Origin of the sequence: Micromonospora gifhornensis, from assembly GCF_016863515.1 — a bacterium.
GTDB lineage: Bacteria > Actinomycetota > Actinomycetes > Mycobacteriales > Micromonosporaceae > Micromonospora > Micromonospora gifhornensis.
Genome location: NZ_BOPA01000039.1, coordinates 22,736 through 39,047 on the forward strand (window position 1 = coordinate 22,736; position 16,312 = coordinate 39,047).

Annotated in this window: 18 protein-coding genes; 5 read left to right on the plus strand and 13 right to left on the minus strand. The window is 71.2% G+C overall.

Annotation, left to right across the window (positions count from 1 at the left end; genetic code table 11):
• The first annotated feature begins 322 nt into the window (after positions 1 to 322).
• Positions 323 to 1,867 (plus strand): NAD(P)-binding domain-containing protein, encoded by a 1,545-nt coding sequence (locus Vgi01_RS25030; RefSeq protein WP_102655763.1) that lies wholly within the window; start codon positions 323 to 325, stop codon positions 1,865 to 1,867.
• Here Vgi01_RS25030 and Vgi01_RS25035 read toward each other — a convergent pair.
• The 4 genes from Vgi01_RS25035 to Vgi01_RS25050 all read right to left on the minus strand — a co-directional run bounded on the left by Vgi01_RS25035 (position 1,851) and on the right by Vgi01_RS25050 (position 5,635).
• Positions 1,851 to 2,450, minus strand: coding sequence for a nitroreductase family protein (locus tag Vgi01_RS25035; RefSeq protein WP_204292706.1), 600 nt, complete (start codon positions 2,448 to 2,450; stop codon positions 1,851 to 1,853). The two genes, Vgi01_RS25030 and Vgi01_RS25035, sit on opposite strands and share 17 nt — an antisense overlap.
• A gap of 166 nt (positions 2,451 to 2,616) precedes the next feature.
• Positions 2,617 to 3,768: a carboxylate-amine ligase gene (locus Vgi01_RS25040; protein ID WP_204292678.1), complete on the minus strand. Its 1,152-nt coding sequence runs from the start codon at positions 3,766 to 3,768 to the stop codon at positions 2,617 to 2,619.
• Positions 3,769 to 3,824: 56 nt separating this feature from the next.
• The gene (locus tag Vgi01_RS25045; protein ID WP_204292679.1) at positions 3,825 to 4,979 is read right to left on the minus strand and encodes a M20 family metallopeptidase; all 1,155 of its coding nucleotides are present in this window, start codon (positions 4,977 to 4,979) and stop codon (positions 3,825 to 3,827) included.
• A 98-nt stretch (positions 4,980 to 5,077) separates the two neighbouring features.
• Positions 5,078 to 5,635, minus strand: a complete 558-nt coding sequence (locus Vgi01_RS25050) for a carboxymuconolactone decarboxylase family protein (protein ID WP_102655766.1) — start codon at positions 5,633 to 5,635, stop codon at positions 5,078 to 5,080.
• A 404-nt stretch (positions 5,636 to 6,039) separates the two neighbouring features.
• Here Vgi01_RS25050 and Vgi01_RS25055 point away from each other — a divergent pair, with 404 nt between their 5' ends.
• Complete coding sequence (locus tag Vgi01_RS25055; protein WP_204292680.1) at positions 6,040 to 6,951, plus strand: CDP-diacylglycerol diphosphatase; 912 nt, start codon at positions 6,040 to 6,042, stop codon at positions 6,949 to 6,951.
• Between the two features lie 64 nt (positions 6,952 to 7,015).
• Here the strand turns inward: Vgi01_RS25055 and Vgi01_RS25060 are convergent, their stop codons facing one another.
• The 4 genes from Vgi01_RS25060 to eda form a co-directional block, all read right to left on the minus strand.
• Complete coding sequence (locus tag Vgi01_RS25060) at positions 7,016 to 7,468, minus strand: SRPBCC family protein (protein WP_239089143.1); 453 nt, start codon at positions 7,466 to 7,468, stop codon at positions 7,016 to 7,018.
• Positions 7,465 to 7,803 carry an ArsR/SmtB family transcription factor gene (locus tag Vgi01_RS25065; RefSeq protein ID WP_013734644.1) on the minus strand — a complete coding sequence of 113 codons (339 nt, stop codon included), beginning with the start codon at positions 7,801 to 7,803 and terminating at the stop codon, positions 7,465 to 7,467. Before Vgi01_RS25065 ends, Vgi01_RS25060 begins: the two co-directional genes overlap by 4 nt.
• A gap of 133 nt (positions 7,804 to 7,936) precedes the next feature.
• Complete coding sequence (locus Vgi01_RS25070; RefSeq protein ID WP_204292681.1) at positions 7,937 to 9,037, minus strand: sugar kinase; 1,101 nt, start codon at positions 9,035 to 9,037, stop codon at positions 7,937 to 7,939.
• 6 nt (positions 9,038 to 9,043) lie between these two features.
• Positions 9,044 to 9,700, minus strand: a complete 657-nt coding sequence (gene eda, locus Vgi01_RS25075) for a bifunctional 4-hydroxy-2-oxoglutarate aldolase/2-dehydro-3-deoxy-phosphogluconate aldolase (protein ID WP_102655768.1) — start codon at positions 9,698 to 9,700, stop codon at positions 9,044 to 9,046.
• 54 nt (positions 9,701 to 9,754) lie between these two features.
• Between eda and Vgi01_RS25080 the strand changes: the two genes are divergently transcribed.
• Positions 9,755 to 10,531, plus strand: coding sequence for an IclR family transcriptional regulator (locus tag Vgi01_RS25080; protein WP_204292682.1), 777 nt, complete (start codon positions 9,755 to 9,757; stop codon positions 10,529 to 10,531).
• Here the strand turns inward: Vgi01_RS25080 and Vgi01_RS25085 are convergent.
• From Vgi01_RS25085 to Vgi01_RS25105, 5 genes are all read right to left on the minus strand, one after another.
• Positions 10,518 to 11,147: a hypothetical protein gene (locus Vgi01_RS25085; RefSeq protein WP_204292708.1), complete on the minus strand. Its 630-nt coding sequence runs from the start codon at positions 11,145 to 11,147 to the stop codon at positions 10,518 to 10,520. The two genes, Vgi01_RS25080 and Vgi01_RS25085, sit on opposite strands and share 14 nt — an antisense overlap.
• Positions 11,148 to 11,284: 137 nt before the next feature.
• A complete protein-coding gene (locus Vgi01_RS25090) occupies positions 11,285 to 12,553 on the minus strand; it encodes an ABC transporter permease (RefSeq protein ID WP_204292683.1) in 1,269 nt (422 codons plus the stop codon).
• Positions 12,550 to 13,308 (minus strand): ABC transporter ATP-binding protein, encoded by a 759-nt coding sequence (locus Vgi01_RS25095; protein ID WP_204292684.1) that lies wholly within the window; start codon positions 13,306 to 13,308, stop codon positions 12,550 to 12,552. Before Vgi01_RS25095 ends, Vgi01_RS25090 begins: the two co-directional genes overlap by 4 nt.
• The gene (locus Vgi01_RS25100) at positions 13,305 to 14,087 is read right to left on the minus strand and encodes a zf-HC2 domain-containing protein (protein WP_204292685.1); all 783 of its coding nucleotides are present in this window, start codon (positions 14,085 to 14,087) and stop codon (positions 13,305 to 13,307) included. Before Vgi01_RS25100 ends, Vgi01_RS25095 begins: the two co-directional genes overlap by 4 nt.
• A complete protein-coding gene (locus Vgi01_RS25105) occupies positions 14,084 to 14,623 on the minus strand; it encodes an RNA polymerase sigma factor (protein ID WP_204292686.1) in 540 nt (179 codons plus the stop codon). The genes Vgi01_RS25100 and Vgi01_RS25105 overlap by 4 nt, the downstream gene beginning before the upstream one ends.
• Positions 14,624 to 14,843: 220 nt before the next feature.
• Between Vgi01_RS25105 and Vgi01_RS25110 the strand changes: the two genes are divergently transcribed.
• Both Vgi01_RS25110 and Vgi01_RS25115 read left to right on the plus strand, forming a co-directional pair.
• Positions 14,844 to 15,509: a YceI family protein gene (locus Vgi01_RS25110; RefSeq protein ID WP_204292687.1), complete on the plus strand. Its 666-nt coding sequence runs from the start codon at positions 14,844 to 14,846 to the stop codon at positions 15,507 to 15,509.
• A gap of 147 nt (positions 15,510 to 15,656) precedes the next feature.
• Positions 15,657 to 16,289: an HNH endonuclease family protein gene (locus Vgi01_RS25115; protein ID WP_199180018.1), complete on the plus strand. Its 633-nt coding sequence runs from the start codon at positions 15,657 to 15,659 to the stop codon at positions 16,287 to 16,289.
• The last annotated feature ends 23 nt before the right edge of the window (positions 16,290 to 16,312 follow it).

The window sequence follows — 16,312 nt, forward strand, 5'->3', positions numbered from 1 at the left end:
GACTGCTTCTCACCTCGTCGCCGGTACTGCTGAGTTGGCAGGACGTACCCAGGAAGGTGCCCGGTCGGGCAGTGGCCCGGCGCTACGGCGCGAACGTCCGCAAAGTGGCGCGCTGCCGGTAAACGCGATGCTCCCGCGTGGCCGTTCCCAGCGCGGTTGCCCCCACGCTGCGGCGATGTGAGCCATTCCAGCACGCTTTCACCCGCTGCGGCAACAGTTCGGGCACCTGCCGGTTTGCGCGACGGTACGCGCTGGCATTGACACGCGCCGTCATGCATTCCATGGTCAATGGATTCATCTCTCAGTCGAAGGGGCCCGCAGGATGGTCAGCAACGAGCACAGGTACGTCATCGTCGGCGCCGGCCCCGCCGGGGTTCAGCTGAGCTATTACCTTCAGCAGCACGGCGCCGATTACCTGACGCTCGAAAGTGGTGACTCACCCGGCGGGTTCTTCCGCCGGTTCCCCCGGCACCGCCGGCTCATCTCGCTGAACAAGGTGCACACCGACAGCACCGATCCCGAGATCCGGCTGCGGTGGGACTGGAACTCGCTGCTCAACGACTCCCCGGACCTGCTGTTCCCGAACTTCAGCAAGGAGTACCTGCCGGCCGCCGACGACCTGGTGCGTTACCTCGCCGAGTTCCAGCGGCACTACCAGCTCAACATCTCCTTCGGCACGACGGTCGAGCAGATCACCCGTACCGCCGACGGTTTCACCCTGCGGACCAACCAGGGCGAGGTGCGGGCACGGTGCCTCATCGTCGCCACCGGTTGGGGCAAGCCGTTCGTGCCGGCCATCAAGGGCATCGAGCACGCGATCGGGTACGAGGACATGGTCGTCGACCCCGAGGAGTACGAGGGCCAGCGGGTCCTCGTCATCGGCAAGGGCAACTCCGCCTTCGAGACCGCCTCGGCCATCCTCGGCCGGGCGTCGATGGTGCACCTGGCCAGCCGGCACCCGCTGAAGTTGGCCTGGAACACCAAACACCCCGGCGACGTACGCGGCCAGTACGGCGCGATCCTCGACAGCTACCAGTTCAAGACGCTGCACTCGGTGCTCGACTGCACCATCGACGAGATCCGGCCGGTCGACGGACGCTTCCAGGTGTCGATCACCTACACCCACGCCGACGGTGAGACCGCCGTGCTCGACTACCACAAGGTGGTGCGGTGCACCGGCTTCCAGATGGACACCTCGCTGTTCGACGAGACCTGCCGCCCCGACATGGTGCGCGACGACCGGATGCCCGACCTGCGCCCGGACTGGCAGTCCACGAACGTCGACGGCCTCTACTTCGCCGGCACCATCGCCCAGGCCCGAGACGTCAAGCACGCCTCCTCGCCGTTCATCGACGGGTTCCGGTACAACCTGCGTACCTTCACCCGAATGCTGCGGGAACGCTACGAGGACGTGCCGTTGTCGTACGCGACGACCCCGGCCGACCCCGCCTCGCTGACCAAGCTGATGCTCGACCGGGTCAACTGGAGTTCGGCACTGTGGACCCAGTTCGAGTACCTCTGCGACGCGTTCGTCCGCGACGACGCCACCGGCGACTTCCGCCACTACGAGGACCTGCCCGAGGACTACGCGGTGGAACGCTTCGCCGACGCCACCCAGTGGTACACGTTGGCGCTGCGCTGGGGCCGTGACGAGTACGGCGACGTCTTCGCCATCGAGCGTCACCCGACCCCCGACCGTGCCCGGGAGAGCGCCTTCATCCACCCGGTGATCCGGCGCTACCGGGGCACGCAAATGGTCGCCGAGCAGCACCTGCTGGAGGATCTGCTGGCGGAGTGGCGTCGCCCGGACCGGCACGTCGAGCCGCTTGTCGAGTTCCTCAGCAAGGACTTCACCAACGGATCATGACCTCGTCGAGCGGTTTGCGGGTCAGGTCCGGGACGCGGGCGTCCGGCGCGGGATAGCCGACCGGCATCACCACGTACGGGCGCTCCTCCCGGGGCCGCTCGCACACCTCGTTGAGGAACCGCATCGGGCTGGGTGTGTGGGTCAGGGTGACCAGGCCGGCGTGGTGCAGCGCGGTGATCAGCACGCCGACCGCGATGCCCACGGACTCCTTGACGTAGTACGGCTTCGGGCTGTGCGGCCCCTGATGCACCTCGAAGACCACGATGACGGCCGGTGCGGTCTCCAGGAACGGCTTCTGCCAGTCGGTGCCGAGCCCGGAGATCGCACCCAGCCACTCCGTCGAGGCGCGGTGGTCGTAGAACGCGCGCTCCTCGGCCTCCGCCGCCTCGCGCAGCCGGCGCTTGCGGGCCGGGTCGGTCAACACGACGAACCGCCACGGCTGCACGTTGGCGCCGCTGGGTGCGGTCGACGCCGCCCGGATCGCGGCCTCGATCACCTTCTCGGGCACCGGGTCGGGAGCGAAGTCCCGGACGGATCGGCGCTGTGCCATCCGCTCCGCGAACTCCTCCGCCTCGCGGACCATGTCCGCCGGTTGTCGACGCCGGTGCTGGATCGGAACCCTGGGTAACAGATGCGCGTGGGTCACCTGTGGCCTCCCCTGAAACAGGTGGACCGGCCGACGCCGGGGGCGTTGCCCGCCGTGCGACGTTCGGTTCCTCCAGCATTGCGGAGGCGGGTGCCGTTCGTCGTTACGTAAGTGTGCCTTCTTGTTCGGCCAGCACTCCGGGAGCGGTCTGCGCGACGATCTCGTCGACCACATCGGTCAGGCGTCCGCGGGCCGCCGCGGCGGCCCGCTGGCGGGTCGCCCCGTCGCCGTCGGTGCCGAGCCGGGCCAGCCAGTCCTCCACCCGCTGCCGGTCGCCCGCCTCGTCCAGGGCCGGCCGGACCAGCCGTACCAGCCGATCGGCGAGCGCGGCGGCGGGCAGCAGCCGGCCGGTGGCCACGTCGACGCCGTGGCCCGCCATCCCGTCGCGGGCCGCCCGCCAGTACGCCAGCCGCAACAGCTCCGATACCGGCCGGGGCCCTTCGTCGCCGCTGTCCACGGCCTGTCCGGCGACCATCACCAGCGCCCGCACCAGGGCGGCCAGCGCCGCCGATTCGGCGGCGGTGACGGGCACGTCGGTCACCCGCACCTCCACCGTGGGGTGGTTCGCCGACAGCCGCAGATCCCAGAAGATCGTCCCGTGGTCGACAAGCGCCCCCGCCTCGATCAGCATGGCGATGTGGTCGTCGTACTGCTGCGCGGAGGTCAGGAACGGCGGGGGACCGGCCACCGGCCACCGACCCCAGGTCACGCTGCGCCAGCTCGCGTAACCGGTGTCCCGCTCGCACCAGTACGGCGAGTTGGCGGTGAGGGCGAGCAGCACCGGCAGGTGCGGGCGCAGATGGTTGCCGATGAGTACGGCCCGGTCCCGGTCGGGCTCCTCCACGTGCACGTGCACGGCGCAGATCGCGAGTTCGTCGTGCAGCCCGCGGAAGGTGGCGTTGCCGCGATCCTGGCGCGGCCCCTCGGTGATGGGCGGTGGCACGGCGTTGCCGAGCACCGGCGAGGCACTGGCGATCACCCGCAGCCCGGCCGAGCTAGCCGCGCTCTGGACCGCCCGCCGGCCCTCGGCCAGCTGCGCCCCCAGCTCGTCCAGGCTCCGGCACGGGTCGGTGCGGGCCTCCACGTGCAGTTTGGTGATCTCGCCGCCCACCCGGGCACCGAGGGCCGGGCGGGCGCGGTCGATGACGGTGGCCGCTGCCGGGACCACCTCGCCACGGTCGGCGTCGACGACGAAGAATTCCTCCTCGACACCGATCCGGGGAACGGTCGATCCTGGACGCTGTTCCGTAGCCATGCCGCCGTTGACCTCCCGCTGTCGGCCCGTTGCCGACGGTAGGCAGGTTACGGGATTCAGGCGACGAGTTGCGTGCCGAAACCCTCCATCGAGGACACTGTTTCCACGAGTCCGGCCAGCAGCGCCGTACGCTCCGGCATCCGGTCCAGGCAGACGTACTCGTCGGCGGAGTGTGCACCGCCTCCGACCGCGCCCAGACCGTCGAGCGTCGGTACGCCGAGCGCGGCGGTGAAGTTGCCGTCGGAGGCCCCGGCGGCGTACGCCCCGACGAGCTCCGGAATGCCGAGCGCCAGCGCGGTCGACCGCGCCATCTCCAGCAGCGGTTGGGCGAGCTCGGCCGGCATGGGATAGCGGTTGATCCCGCCGCACACGGTCAACGTCGCCTCGGACAGGTGCGGTTGCAGCCGGCGGATCGCGTGGTCGACCCGTTCCAGCTCGGCCTTGCTCCAGGCCCGCACGTCCACGGCCAGGCTGGCGCTCTCCGGCACGGTGTTCGTGGTCGTTCCGGCGGAGAGCAGGGTGGGAGTGACGGAGGTGCCCGCGCTGTCCGCAGTGCCGAGCGCGCCCAACGCGAGGACCTGGTGGGCGACCTCGACCGTGGCGTTGATTCCCCGCTGGGGTTCCACGCCGGCGTGGGCGGCGCGGCCCAGGATGGTGAGGTGGTACACCGAACCGCCCTTGCGGGCCACCTTCACATGCCCTTCCGGGGTCGCGGCCTCGCAGACCAGTACCGCGCCGGAGCGCCGCGCCTCCCGTTCGATCAACGGCCGGGAGGTGACCGATCCGCTCTCCTCGTCACAGGTGAGCAGCACCCCGACCGTCGAGGTGTCCTCGACCAGGCGCAGGGCGGCGAACATCTGCACGATGCCGGCCTTCATGTCGCACACACCGGGGCCGGTCGCCACGTTCCCGCGTACGGTGAAGGGTCTGGTCTCGGTCGTGCCGATCGGGAAGACGGTGTCGAAGTGGCCGAGGAGCAGCACCCGCTGGTCGACCGCCGGCCACAGCAGGTGCGGTAGACCGTCGAGCACGACCCGTTGGGCCGGCCGCCCGAGCACTTCTGTTCCCCAGCGGGCGAGCAGGTCGGCACAGGACTCGAGATGGGGCAGCGAGCCCGGTGCCGACTCGTACGCGACGAGGGTGCCCAGCTGGTCGACCATGTCTGCCTGCAGCCTGTCGGCGGCATGGCGCAGACGACGTGCGTGGTCCATCGATCCCTCCGAACTCACGGGTGACGGGCCTGGCCAGGCGTGTCCATCGACCATCGCAGAGGGGGAGGGGTGTAGCCACCCTTGTCCGTGCTGTTTGCTCAGTCAGTGCGAACCGCTGCCCCGTAACCGAACTCGACTACCTGACGCGCGGACGCGGCGTAGGCGTCCCGACCGGCGGGCGCGAAGGTGCCGAGCCCGTCGACGTACCGGTTGAACATGCAGAACGCGGCAGCGATCAGCACGGTGTCGTGGATCTCCGTGTCGGTGGCGCCCTGCGCGCGGGCGTCGGCGACCAGTTCGCTTGTGACGTTGCGGCCGCTGACCTGCACCGCACCGGCGATGCGCAGCAGCGCCCGCAGCTTTGCCGAGATCGGGGCGCTGTCCAGGTCGGCACGTACCTGGTCCACCAGGTCGTAACCCTCGTCGAGCTGTACGGCGGCGAACGCCGAGTGCGAGGCGCAGCAGAACTCACAGTCGTTGCGCCCGGACACGTACGCCGCGATCAGCTCCCGCTCACCGGCCGGGAGAGTGTTCGGGGCCCGCAGCAGCACCTCGGCCAGTTCGTTGAGCGGCTTCGCCGTCTCCGGGCGGTAGCGCATCGGGCCGGTGATGCCGGGGAATTCCTTTTCATCGATTCCGAGATCGATGTGCGCCATGCTCGTCCTGCCTTTCAGCAGTGCGTCGTGGCCCGGGCGGGCGGCGCTCACCGAGGGGCGCTGCCCCTGTCGAGGATCGCTGCCCGTGCGGGGCGGCGTAGGCGACGCCGCGCAGCCACGATCACATCCGGTACCCGGCCGCGCTTCTTCATTCGTGCGCTGTCCGCGCCGGCCCGAGGCGGCCACCGAACCGGCGGTACCGGCCGTACCGGCGCTTGGAGGCGAAGCTTCTGCGTGGCGACCCGAGGCGACACGATCAGGGGATCCGTCCGGCTGCCGATGCAGAGCTCTGGGCGGATCGTCCTAGTCTCGACATGTTCATTCCTCGCATCCGTATTGCTCCAGCTGGGGCCGGGGGTGGGCACCGAGCGGCCTGCTCGGGTCGCGACGGGCGGAGGTTGAGGATGGGCGACAACAGGGCGACCGGGAACATCCACCGACGTCAGTTCGTCAGGCTCTCGGGGGCGGTCGGCGCCACGGGCCTGTTGGGTCTCGCGGGAGGTGGTGCGGCCCTCGCCGACGGGGGACCGGCTCCCGGTTCGCCGGCACCGGACCCCGGCGGACCGGGTGGCTCGGCCTGCCCCACGCCGTCGCAGCTGTGCGGCTATCCGAGCGACACCGGCGGCCGGTACGACCTGTGGGACCGGGTGCAGGTCTGCGAGGGGACGAAGCCCGGCCCGCCGTTTCCCCAGTGCCTGGCCACGACACCCACCTACGTGATCCTCAACGGTGGGTCCGGGTCCAACCACGACTTCCTGCTGGTGCCCAGTTGTCGCATCAGCGGCATCGAGTGCCCGTTCATCGCCACCTCCAGCGCGCCGAACTACTGGCTCGACGCCTGGAACAACGCGCAGCCAGGACAGCCGGGTCATGTGGTCTATCCGCACATCGGGTTGGGCATCAACTCGGCCGATCCGACGATCCGGCAGCAGGATCAGCTCCACATCCACCTGGCCGGCATCCACTCGGGCATCCAGACGCAGCTCAACAACCACGACAGTGCGATCACCAACAACCCGGCGCGGTGGCCCACCCAGATCGTGCCGGTGTGGGGGCTGACGAGCACCGGTGCTCCGGCCCCCCGGTCGTACCGGGTGCTGCACGTGGCGAACCTGAACACGAACCTCTTCACGCTGCTGCGCGACAGTGTGGTGCGCCCTTCCGGGGCGAGCATGGCCGCGCAGATCCTGGCCGTCACCCCGCGGCTGGTCGGCAACGGCGGGTTCTACGTCCTGAACAGCGAACCCGGGCTGCCCGTCCCGCCGGGCCAACCCGGTGGCACCGGCACCGTCGACTTCCTGCTCGCCTACGCGTGATCGCCTGGCTGCCTGGCCCGTGAGCGGGCGGGAACGACCCCCGTCGACCGTCCCCGACCCGCCCTCAGCGGCGCAGGAACGCCTCGATCCGGTCGAGGGCGCCGACCCAGACCTCGTGGGCGAAGAAGTCGCGCATCTCCGGAGCCGGGAATCCGCGCTGGACCACCGTGACGAGGGTGCCGTCCCCGTCGGGTGCGAAGGTGACCTCGACGTGGGTGGTCATGGTGGAGCCGTCCGGGCTGCTGCCCACCGCCTCGGTGACCAGCCGGTGTGGCCGGTCGATCTCCAGGAAGGTCTGCGTCTCGCGGAACAGATGGTCGCGGCTGGGCCCCCAGACCGCCGTCTGGGTGCCACCGACGCGCAGGTCGGTCTCGATCTCCACGATGCCGGGCTGCTCGTCGAGAATGCTGAACCAGATCTTCTGCTGTTCCGGATCGGTGTACGCGTCGAAGACCTCCTCGGGGGAGGCCGGCAGGTGCCGGCTCAGGCGCAGGTGCAGGTCGGGCGTCTCGGTCACTGTTGCGTTCCCTTCCGCAGGGTGAAGTAGGCGTCGAGACCGTCGAGGCGACGTTCCCAGAGCCGTTGGTAGAAGGTGATCCACGCCATCGCGTCGTCCAGTCGCTCGGTGCCCAGTCGGCATTGCCGCGCCCGGCCGACCTTCTCCGTGACCACCAGGCCGGCCTCCTCCAGCACCCGGACGTGCTTTTTCATCCCGGTGAGGGAGATGGCGAACGGCTCGGCCAGATCGCTGATCGTGGCCGGCGCGGCCCCCAGCCGGGCGAGCACCTGCCGGCGGGTCGGGTCGGCCAGCGCCGAGAAGATCCGGTCGAGACGCGCATCTTGCTGAACCATGTGGTTCACCATAGCGATAGTGAACCACATGGTTCAACGTTCGTGGTGGATTCCGCGATGGTCGGTGCCGACAGAAATGACAATCGCCCGGCCCCGACCAGCGTCGGGGCCGGGCGACGGCCTCAGCGGTGGATCAGCGCTGGACCCGGGCGCCCGCGCCGCGCATCAGCGCCTCGACCTCCTTGCGGTTGGCCATCGAGGTGTCGCCGGGGGTGGTCATCGCCAGGGCGCCGTGCGCCGCGCCGTACTCCACCGCGGTGGCCAGGTCGTGCTGCTCCAGCAGGCCGTAGATCAGCCCGGAGGCGAAGCTGTCGCCGCCACCCACCCGGTCCATGATCTCCAGGCCGGGCCGGTGGGTGGCCTCGACGAACCGGCCGCCGCCCCAGGCGATCGCACCCCAGTCGTTGACCGTGGCGCTGCGTACCGTGCGCAGCGTGGTGGCCACCACCCGGAAGTTGTCGAACTCCTTGGTGACCTCCTCGATCATCCGCTGGAAGTTGGTCACCTCCAGCTCCGACAGGCTGGCGTCGGTGTCGGGCACCTCGAAGCCGAGGGAAGCGGTGAAGTCCTCCTCGTTGCCGATCATGACGTCGACGTACCGGGCGAGTCGCCGGTTGACCTCCTGCGCGCGGGCCTGCCCGCCGACCGCCTTCCAGAGGCTGGGCCGGTAGTTCAGGTCGTACGAGATGATCGTGCCGTGTCGGCGGGCGGCGACCATGGCCGCCTCGATGGTCTCCGGCGTGGTCTCCGACAGCGCGGCGTAGATGCCGCCGGTGTGCAGCCAGCGCACCCCGAGGTCGCCGAAGAGGTGGTCCCAGTCGACGTCGTCGGCGCGCAGCTGGCTGGCGGCGGTGTGGCCCCGGTCCGAGGTGCCGACCGCCCCGCGTACGCCGAAGCCGCGCTCGGTGAAGTTGAGGCCGTTGCGCACGCTGCGGCCGATGCCGTCGTACGGCATCCAACGGATGAACGACGGGTCGACGCCACCCTGGAGGATCAGGTCCTCCAGCAGTCGCCCCACCTCGTTGTCGGCGAACGCGGTGACGATCGCGGTGCGCAGCCCGAAGCAGCGGCGCAGCCCTCGGGCGACGTTGTACTCACCGCCGCCCTCCCAGGCCCGGAAGGCGCGGGCGGTGCGCACCCGTCCCTCACCCGGGTCCAGGCGCAGCATCACCTCGCCGAGCGAGACCAGGTCGTAGCGGCAGTCCTCGGCGGGGCGCAGGTCGAGAAGGGACATGGCGGATCAGGCCTCCCGGGCAGCGGTCACGGCGGCGGCGGTCAGGGCGGTCACGTCGTCCCACCGGCCCTCGGCGAGCAGGCTGGGCGCGACCATCCAGGTCCCGCCGACGGCGAGGACCGGCGGCAGGCTGAGGTAGTCGCGCAGGTTGCCGGTGTTCACCCCGCCGGTCGGGATGAAGCGTACGGACCGGAAGGGCGCGGCCAGCGCCTTGATCATGGTGGTGCCGCCGAGCTGCTCGGCGGGGAAGAACTTGACCGTGTCCAGCCCGGCGTCGAGGGCCATCTGGATCTCGGTCGGGGTGGCCGCCCCCGGGAAGACCGGCACGCCCACCTGCTGGCAGTGGGCCACCACCCGGGCGCTGAAACCGGGGCAGACGATGAACTTCGCACCGGCCGCGACGGCGTCGTCCACCTGGCCGGGGGTGAGCACGGTGCCCGCGCCGACGAGCAGCTGTGGGTCCTCGGCCATGGCCCGGATGGCGTCGGCGGCGGCGTCGGTGCGGAAGGTCACCTCCACACTGCGCAGGCCACCGGCGGCCAGGGCGGCACCGAGCGGGGCGGCGGCACGGGCGTCGTCGAGCACGACGACCGGCAGGATCCGGCCCGCGGCGATGGTCTCCGAGACGTCGGCGGGCTGTTCAGAAGGATGAACGGCAGTCACATATGTGACCCTACTGCTGATCCCGGCAATGTCAATCCCGCTACAGTGAGCGCCATGACAACCGCCGAGGGCTTCCAACCGGTCAAGTCGGCCGGGCGCACGCTGGAGGTACTGGAGACCCTGGCCGCCTCCGGCGGCCGACGCTCCCTCGGCGACCTGGCCCGCGACCTGGGCATCCCGAAGAGCAGCCTGCACGGCATCCTGCGCACGATGATGCAGCGAGGCTGGGTGGAGGCCGACGACACCGGTACCCGCTTCGGGCTGGGCGTACGCGCCCTCCAGGTCGGTGCCGCGTACCTGGACACCGACGACGCGGTCGGGCTGCTCGCCGGGGTGCTCGACGAGTTGTCCCGGCAGTTCGGCGAGACCGTGCACCTCGGCCGACTCGACGGCGCGCACGTGGTCTACACCGCCAAGCGGGAGTCCTCGCACCCGCTGCGGCTCTACAGCGCCATCGGACGACGCCTACCCGCGCACGCCACCGCCCTGGGCAAGGTGCTGCTCGCCGAACGCGCCACCGAGGACGTGGAGACGATCCTCGGGCCGTCCCCGGCGGCGCTGACCCGGCACACCATCACCGACCTGGCGGCCCTGCACGCCGACCTGGCGGCCAGCCGGGAACGCGGGTACGCCGTCGACCACGAGGAGAACACCGAGGGCATTGTCTGCTTCGCGGTGGCGGTGCCGCTGCACACTCCCGCGGTGGACGCGATAAGCCTCTCCATCCCGGCGGCCCGCCTCGACGGGCAACTGGAACAGCGGGTGGTGACCGCGCTGCACCGCGCGGTAGACCAGGTCCGCGCCGCGCGCGGGCTGCTCACCGCCAACTGAGCCGGGAGCGGATCAGGACCGGCCACCTACCGTGCCCGCCGCCGGCACCGCGCAGGGCGTAGCCGGTGACGCCGGCGACGAACAGCACACCGACGACCAGCCACGAGACGGTGGCCGACGAGGGCTGCACCGGCCAGGCCCAGATCGCGGTGACCCGGTCGGTGCCGCGCGGGGCGGCGGCGTAGACGGCGCAGCCGTAGCAGAAGGCCGGTAGCCAGGCCAGGCGGACACCGAGCAGCACCGCCGCGCCCACCACCAGACCGGTGTGTCCGAGCGTGTTGCGCACCAGGGCGTACGCGCCGAAGGTGTGCGGGTCGGCCAGCCCGGCCAGGCTGAGCACTGCCGCGCTGAGGAGGGCGGCGAGCAGCACATGACCCGCCCGCCACGCCCGCCAGGGCAGTGGGGTGCCGCGTTCCAACTCCTCGTCGGCGCCGGCCAGACTCGGACCGAGCAGCATGGCGGCCAGCAGGGGAGCCAGGGCGACCACCGGAATGCGGGCGACCGATCCACCGAAGGAGGGCCGACTGGCCAACCAACCGGCCGCCGCCCAGGCCAGCACCGCGATCACGACCAGCCCGACCAGGAACGTCGGTCCACCGCGCGCGGTCAGATGCAGCGCGAAGCGACGGCCGGTCGACGTGGCCCGACGCGCGTACCCCCGGGACCAAGCGACAGCGCCACCACCGTCGGTGGCCGCCCGAGGTTGGTCAACGACGGTGCGGCGCGATCGAGGCTGGTCGGCGTTGCGGCCGTTCACCGGGGCTGCCCGAGCCGGATCAGCGCCGCCACATCGCAGGCGGCCGCCGCGCGCAGGTAGTCGGCGAACCAGGCCCGCTGCGCCGGCATCGGCAGCGCGTAGAGCCGGTCGACCGGGACCACGGGGCTCGCCGGCATCTCGAACAGCCAGGCGTGGGCCAGCCCGCCGGTGAGGTCCGCCCGTTCGTCCTCGCGGTCATGATCATCGTAGCGGCAGTTCAGTTCCGTGACCGCCCGCAGGTCGCTCGCCAGCCAGTCCTGGTTGGCCAGGCCGCCCCGGACGGTGGCCTGCTGGTCCAGGTGCAGCCAGATCGTCCCGTCGCCGGGCACCTGCGGTTGGTCGACCGGCCGGGCGGCATCGTCCATCGCCCGGTCGGGTGCGCCGGGAATGCCCTCGATCCGGGCCAGGGCCGGCTGCACGATCGGGGTCACGTCGTCGAGCAGGAACGCGTGGATCCGGGCGACGCACACCTTTGGGCCGCTGTCCGTGCAGACCAGCGCGACCGCGTCCGGGTCGGCGGGCAGCCGGTTCGGGCCGGGGCCGGTGACGATCGGCACCGCCACACCGACCGCGAGCACACCGGCCAGTGCCGCGGCCAACCAGCGTCGGGCGGCGAGCGCGAGCAGCGCGACGGTCAACGCCAGCAGCCACCCCGCCTGCCAGGCCACCACCCGACCCGGCACGACCTGGTACGCGGCCTGAGCGACCTGCACGGGGGCAAGCCACACCGCGCTCTTCGTGTCCCAGTACGTCAGGATCGCCAGCCCCAGGTACGCGGCCAACCCGGCGACCGGTGCGGCCAGGCGCAACCGCACCAGCCGGCCGACGGCCATGCCACCGGCGGTGGCCGCGCCCAACGCGAGCACCCCGACGAGCAGCGTCCACCACCAGCCGTCCCCGGCGTACGTCGCGACCGGCGCGACCAGTACCGCCGCCCCGGCGAAGGCCACCAGCACACCGACGGTGCCGGCCAGCGTCACCGCCAGCCACGCCACCAGGACCGGTTGCCAGCCGGGACGCGGGGTGGAGTTCACCATCTCGTCGATGCCCCGCCGCCGCTCCCGGCCGGCCTGCCACACGCCCGCCGCGACCATCAGCGCGCACAGGATCAGCAACGAGGTGCGCAGGTAGTTGACCAGCCCGGCCCACCGGCCGCCCCAGTCCTCCGGATGCACGGCCAGCATCCACACTCCGGCGCCACACATCGCCGCCGCGGCCCACGGCGCCGTGCCCCGACGCAGCTCGGTACGCAGGATCCGCCTCACCGGGCTGCCGTCCGGGCGTCGCGCAGCACCGCGGCGTAGCCGCGTTCGATCGGGGAGTCACCACTGTCACCGACCCCACCGGCCGCGATGAGTTCCGCGGGCAGCCCGTCGAACACCAGCCGTCCCGCGTCCATCAGGCTGACCCGGGTGCAGGCCGCCACGACGTCCTCGACCAGGTGGGTGCTGACCAGCACGACCGCATCCAGCCCCAACTCCCGCAGCAGCGCCCGGAACTCCACCCGTTGCTCCGGGTCCAGTCCGGCGGTCGGCTCGTCGAACAGCAGCACCCGGGGATCGTTGACGATGGCCTGGGCGATGCCGGCCCGGCGGAGCATCCCACCGGAGAGGTGCTTCATCCGGTCGTCGGCCCGGTCCAACAGCCCGACCCGCTCGATCGCCCGGTCCACCGCCAGCGGGATCTGCGCCGCCGGCATCTCCTTCAGCCAGGCGAAGTACTCCACGAACTCCCGAACGGTGAACCGTGGATAGAACCCGAAGGACTGCGGCAGGTAGCCCAGTTGGCGACGGGCCGACCGCAGCCCGACCGCATCGGACAGCGGCTGCCCGAGCAGCCGTACCTGTCCCCGGTCGGGTCGCCGCACGGTGGCCAGCACCCGCATCAGCGTCGTCTTGCCGGCCCCGTTCGGGCCGAGCAGGCCGTGCACCCCCGGACCCAGGTCGAGATCCAACTCGTCGAGGGCGGTCCGTCGGCCGTAGCTGACCCGCAATCCTCGTACGCTCACCGTCACGCTCACGCGGTTCGTCTCCCTACTCGATCCCGGCGGGTCCACACCACGAGCACGGCCGCTGCCGTGACCGCCAGCCACACCGGACCGGCCTGCACCAGCACCGCCCACTCGCCGATCGGCGCCAGCACGATCGCCGCCCACGCGCCGGCCACCACCGCCGCCGCCTGGCCGGGCTCGATCAGCGAGCCGAGCGCCAACGTCAGGGCGGCGAGCGCGAGACCGGCCAGCGGCCACACCATCGGCGTACCGACGCCGGTCACCGCGCCGGCGAGGAGCGTGACAGGCGCGGTGACCGCGAGCACCGCGAGCGTGCGCCACAGGATGATCTGCAGCCCGCCCTGTGGCGTCGACGCCACCATCTCGTGCAACGGATCGGACCACGACCCGTACGACAGGGCCGTGCCGACCGCCGGCAGCATCGGCGCGGCCAACAGCAGCAGCCACGGCGGCAGCATCACCGGGCTGACCGCCAACCCCAGCGCGGCCAGCCCGGTCAGGGCCACCGCCACCAGCCACGCACTTCGGGCGGCCGGACCGGCACCCACCAGGACCCGGATCCGACGCCACCGGGTCGCCGGGCGTACCCGGCCCGGCGGTGGCAGCGGGGCGGCCCACGCCACCGCCGCCGCCTCGACCAGCCGCCGGGTCGGATCGTCGAGCGTGAGATCGGCCCGGCAGGCGGCGCACCGGTCGAGGTGCGTCTCCACCGACCAGGCGTCGACGTCGTCCAGAGCATCGTCGACGTACGCCGCAAGCGTCCGGGCGTCCAGATGAAAAGCCGTCACGACAGCGCCTCCCGCAGCTCCCGGCGGGCCCGCATCGCCCGGGTCTTGACCGTTCCCTCCGGTACGCCCAGCAGCATCGCCGTCTCCCGTACGGTCAACCCGTCGAGCACGGTGGCCTGCAACACCGCCCGCAGTTCCGGCGACAACCGGTGCAGCGCCCGCTCCAGGGCCGCGTCGTAGGACCCGGCCAGCGCCTCGTCCTCGGCCGACGGCGACCAGGCCGACACCGCCTCCGGTGCCACCGACCCGACCGTGGACGGACGGGCCGCGATGCGCCTGTGGGCGTCGATCAGCCGGCGTGACGCCACCGCCCAGAGCCAGCCGGTCACCGCGCCGTCCTCCCGGTAGCCGGCCGCCGCCCGCCACACGGTCAGGAAGGTCTCCTGGAGCAACTCCTGGGCCAACTCCGGGTCACGGCACCGGCGGCGCAGCCGCAGCACCAACCACGGTGCGTGGCGCGCGTAGAGCACGTCGAACGCGCGGCGGTCGCCCGTCCCGACGCGGCGCAGCAACGCCGCGTCGTCTGAATCCATCACGCAAGGTTAGGACGCAGCCGTCGCCGAAACGGTTCTCTGCGGGCGTGACCCGCCGCCCGCCGTTCCCCGAGGCGTCTGGCCTGGTGATTGTCCTCACGATCACCACTGGTCGAGGCCGGGAAACCCCCTCTGACCTCCCTATGCTGGGCGTCGATGATCGTCCGGCCGTCCGGTGCCGGTCTGGGCCTTGAGTAAAAGGCGGGGGAGGAAGTGGCGAGCGATGACCGGCTCCACGCGCATCTGGAACGGCATGTCCATCCCCGCGCCCGGCAGTTACGAGCTTGACGCCGGGCACAAGCGGATCGGGTTCGTCGCCAAACACATGATGGTCAGCCCGGTGCGGGGCGAGTTCCGCCAGGCGACCGCCCGCATCACCGTCGCCGAGGATCCGCTGGAGTCGACGATCCAGGCGACCATCCAGGCCGCCAGCCTCGACACCGCCAACGTCGACCGCGACACCCACCTGCGCAGCGCCGACTTCCTCGACGTGGAGCAGTTCCCGACCCTGGAGTACCGCAGCACCGGCATCACCGCCCTGGACAAGACCGATCCGATCTTCTACTGGGCCAAGCTGAAGAACCACCGGCTCGGTCGCCGGGCGGCGGTGGAGGAGCCCGCGCCGCCGCCGCGGCCGGTGACCGCCCGGTTCGTGCTCTCCGGCGAGTTGACAGTCAAGGGCATCACCCGCCCGGTGGACTGCCAGGTCGAGTTCGGCGGTGCCCGACGCGACCCGTACGGGCAGGACATCTTCGGGTTCAGCGCCACGGCGGAGCTCAACCGCGAGGACTACGGCCTGGTCTGGAACGTGGCCCTGGACAGCGGTGGCGTACTTGTCGGCCGCACCGTGCGCATCGAGATCGCCGGCGAGGCCATCCGCCAGGGGTAGGCCGTCCGTCATCCGGATTTAACGATCGGTTCGGTTCGCCGGCGTATTCATTGATCACGATCTTTGCGAGAATCCGACTGTCGCCGGTCACGCCCGTCAGCGGGCCACCCCCACCCGCCGTGGCAGGCGACAGTCAGGAGTCGCCACGTGGCTCACGTACGCAAGGCCGCCGTCACCATGGTGGTCGCCGTCGCCCTGTCCCTGGTGCTGATCCCCCGGCCGGCCCACGCCACCCCACCCAACATCCCCTCGTACGCCACGGCGTTGAGCCGACTCAACGCGCTCACCGTCGCCGCCGAATCCCACCAGTCCAGCTACAACCGGGACCTGTTCCCGCACTGGAGCACGGTCACCGGCACCTGCAACACCCGCGAGCAGGTCCTCAAGCGTGACGGCACGAACGTCACAGTCGACGCGAGCTGCTATCCGACCTCCGGTTCCTGGTACAGCCCGTACGACGGGCTGACCCGGACCAGCCCGACGCAGATCGACATCGACCACGTGGTCCCGCTCGCCGAGGCCTGGCGCTCAGGCGCCTGGTCGTGGACCACCTCACGGCGGCAGACCTACGCCAACGACCTCGGTGGCCCCGAACTGTGGGCGGTCACCAGCACGGTGAACCAGTCCAAGGGCGACAAGGACCCGGCCGCCTGGAAGCCGCCGCGCGCCGCGTTCCACTGCACCTACGCCCGCGCCTGGATCCAGGTGAAGTGGTACTACTCGCTCTCCGTCGACAGCGCGGAGAAGTCGGCACTGGCCTCGATGCTGAACACCTGCTGAGCTGTTGGGCCTGGCGGTGCTTG

Bases quoted from the DNA above. Each gene is read 5' to 3' on its own strand.
- Vgi01_RS25035 (WP_204292706.1), bottom strand. From the start codon at position 2,450: ATGGTCCGCGAGGCGGAGGAGTTCGCGGAGCGGATGGCACAGCGCCGA.
- Vgi01_RS25055 (WP_204292680.1), top strand. From the start codon at position 6,040: ATGGGCGACAACAGGGCGACCGGGAACATCCACCGACGTCAGTTCGTC.
- Vgi01_RS25065 (WP_013734644.1), bottom strand. From the start codon at position 7,803: ATGGTTCAGCAAGATGCGCGTCTCGACCGGATCTTCTCGGCGCTGGCC.
- Vgi01_RS25040 (WP_204292678.1), bottom strand. From the start codon at position 3,768: ATGGCTACGGAACAGCGTCCAGGATCGACCGTTCCCCGGATCGGTGTC.
- Vgi01_RS25070 (WP_204292681.1), bottom strand. From the start codon at position 9,037: ATGTCCCTTCTCGACCTGCGCCCCGCCGAGGACTGCCGCTACGACCTG.
- Vgi01_RS25050 (WP_102655766.1), bottom strand. From the start codon at position 5,635: ATGGCGCACATCGATCTCGGAATCGATGAAAAGGAATTCCCCGGCATC.
- Vgi01_RS25080 (WP_204292682.1), top strand. From the start codon at position 9,755: ATGACAACCGCCGAGGGCTTCCAACCGGTCAAGTCGGCCGGGCGCACG.
- Vgi01_RS25030 (WP_102655763.1), top strand. From the start codon at position 323: ATGGTCAGCAACGAGCACAGGTACGTCATCGTCGGCGCCGGCCCCGCC.
- Vgi01_RS25110 (WP_204292687.1), top strand. From the start codon at position 14,844: ATGACCGGCTCCACGCGCATCTGGAACGGCATGTCCATCCCCGCGCCC.
- Vgi01_RS25045 (WP_204292679.1), bottom strand. From the start codon at position 4,979: ATGGACCACGCACGTCGTCTGCGCCATGCCGCCGACAGGCTGCAGGCA.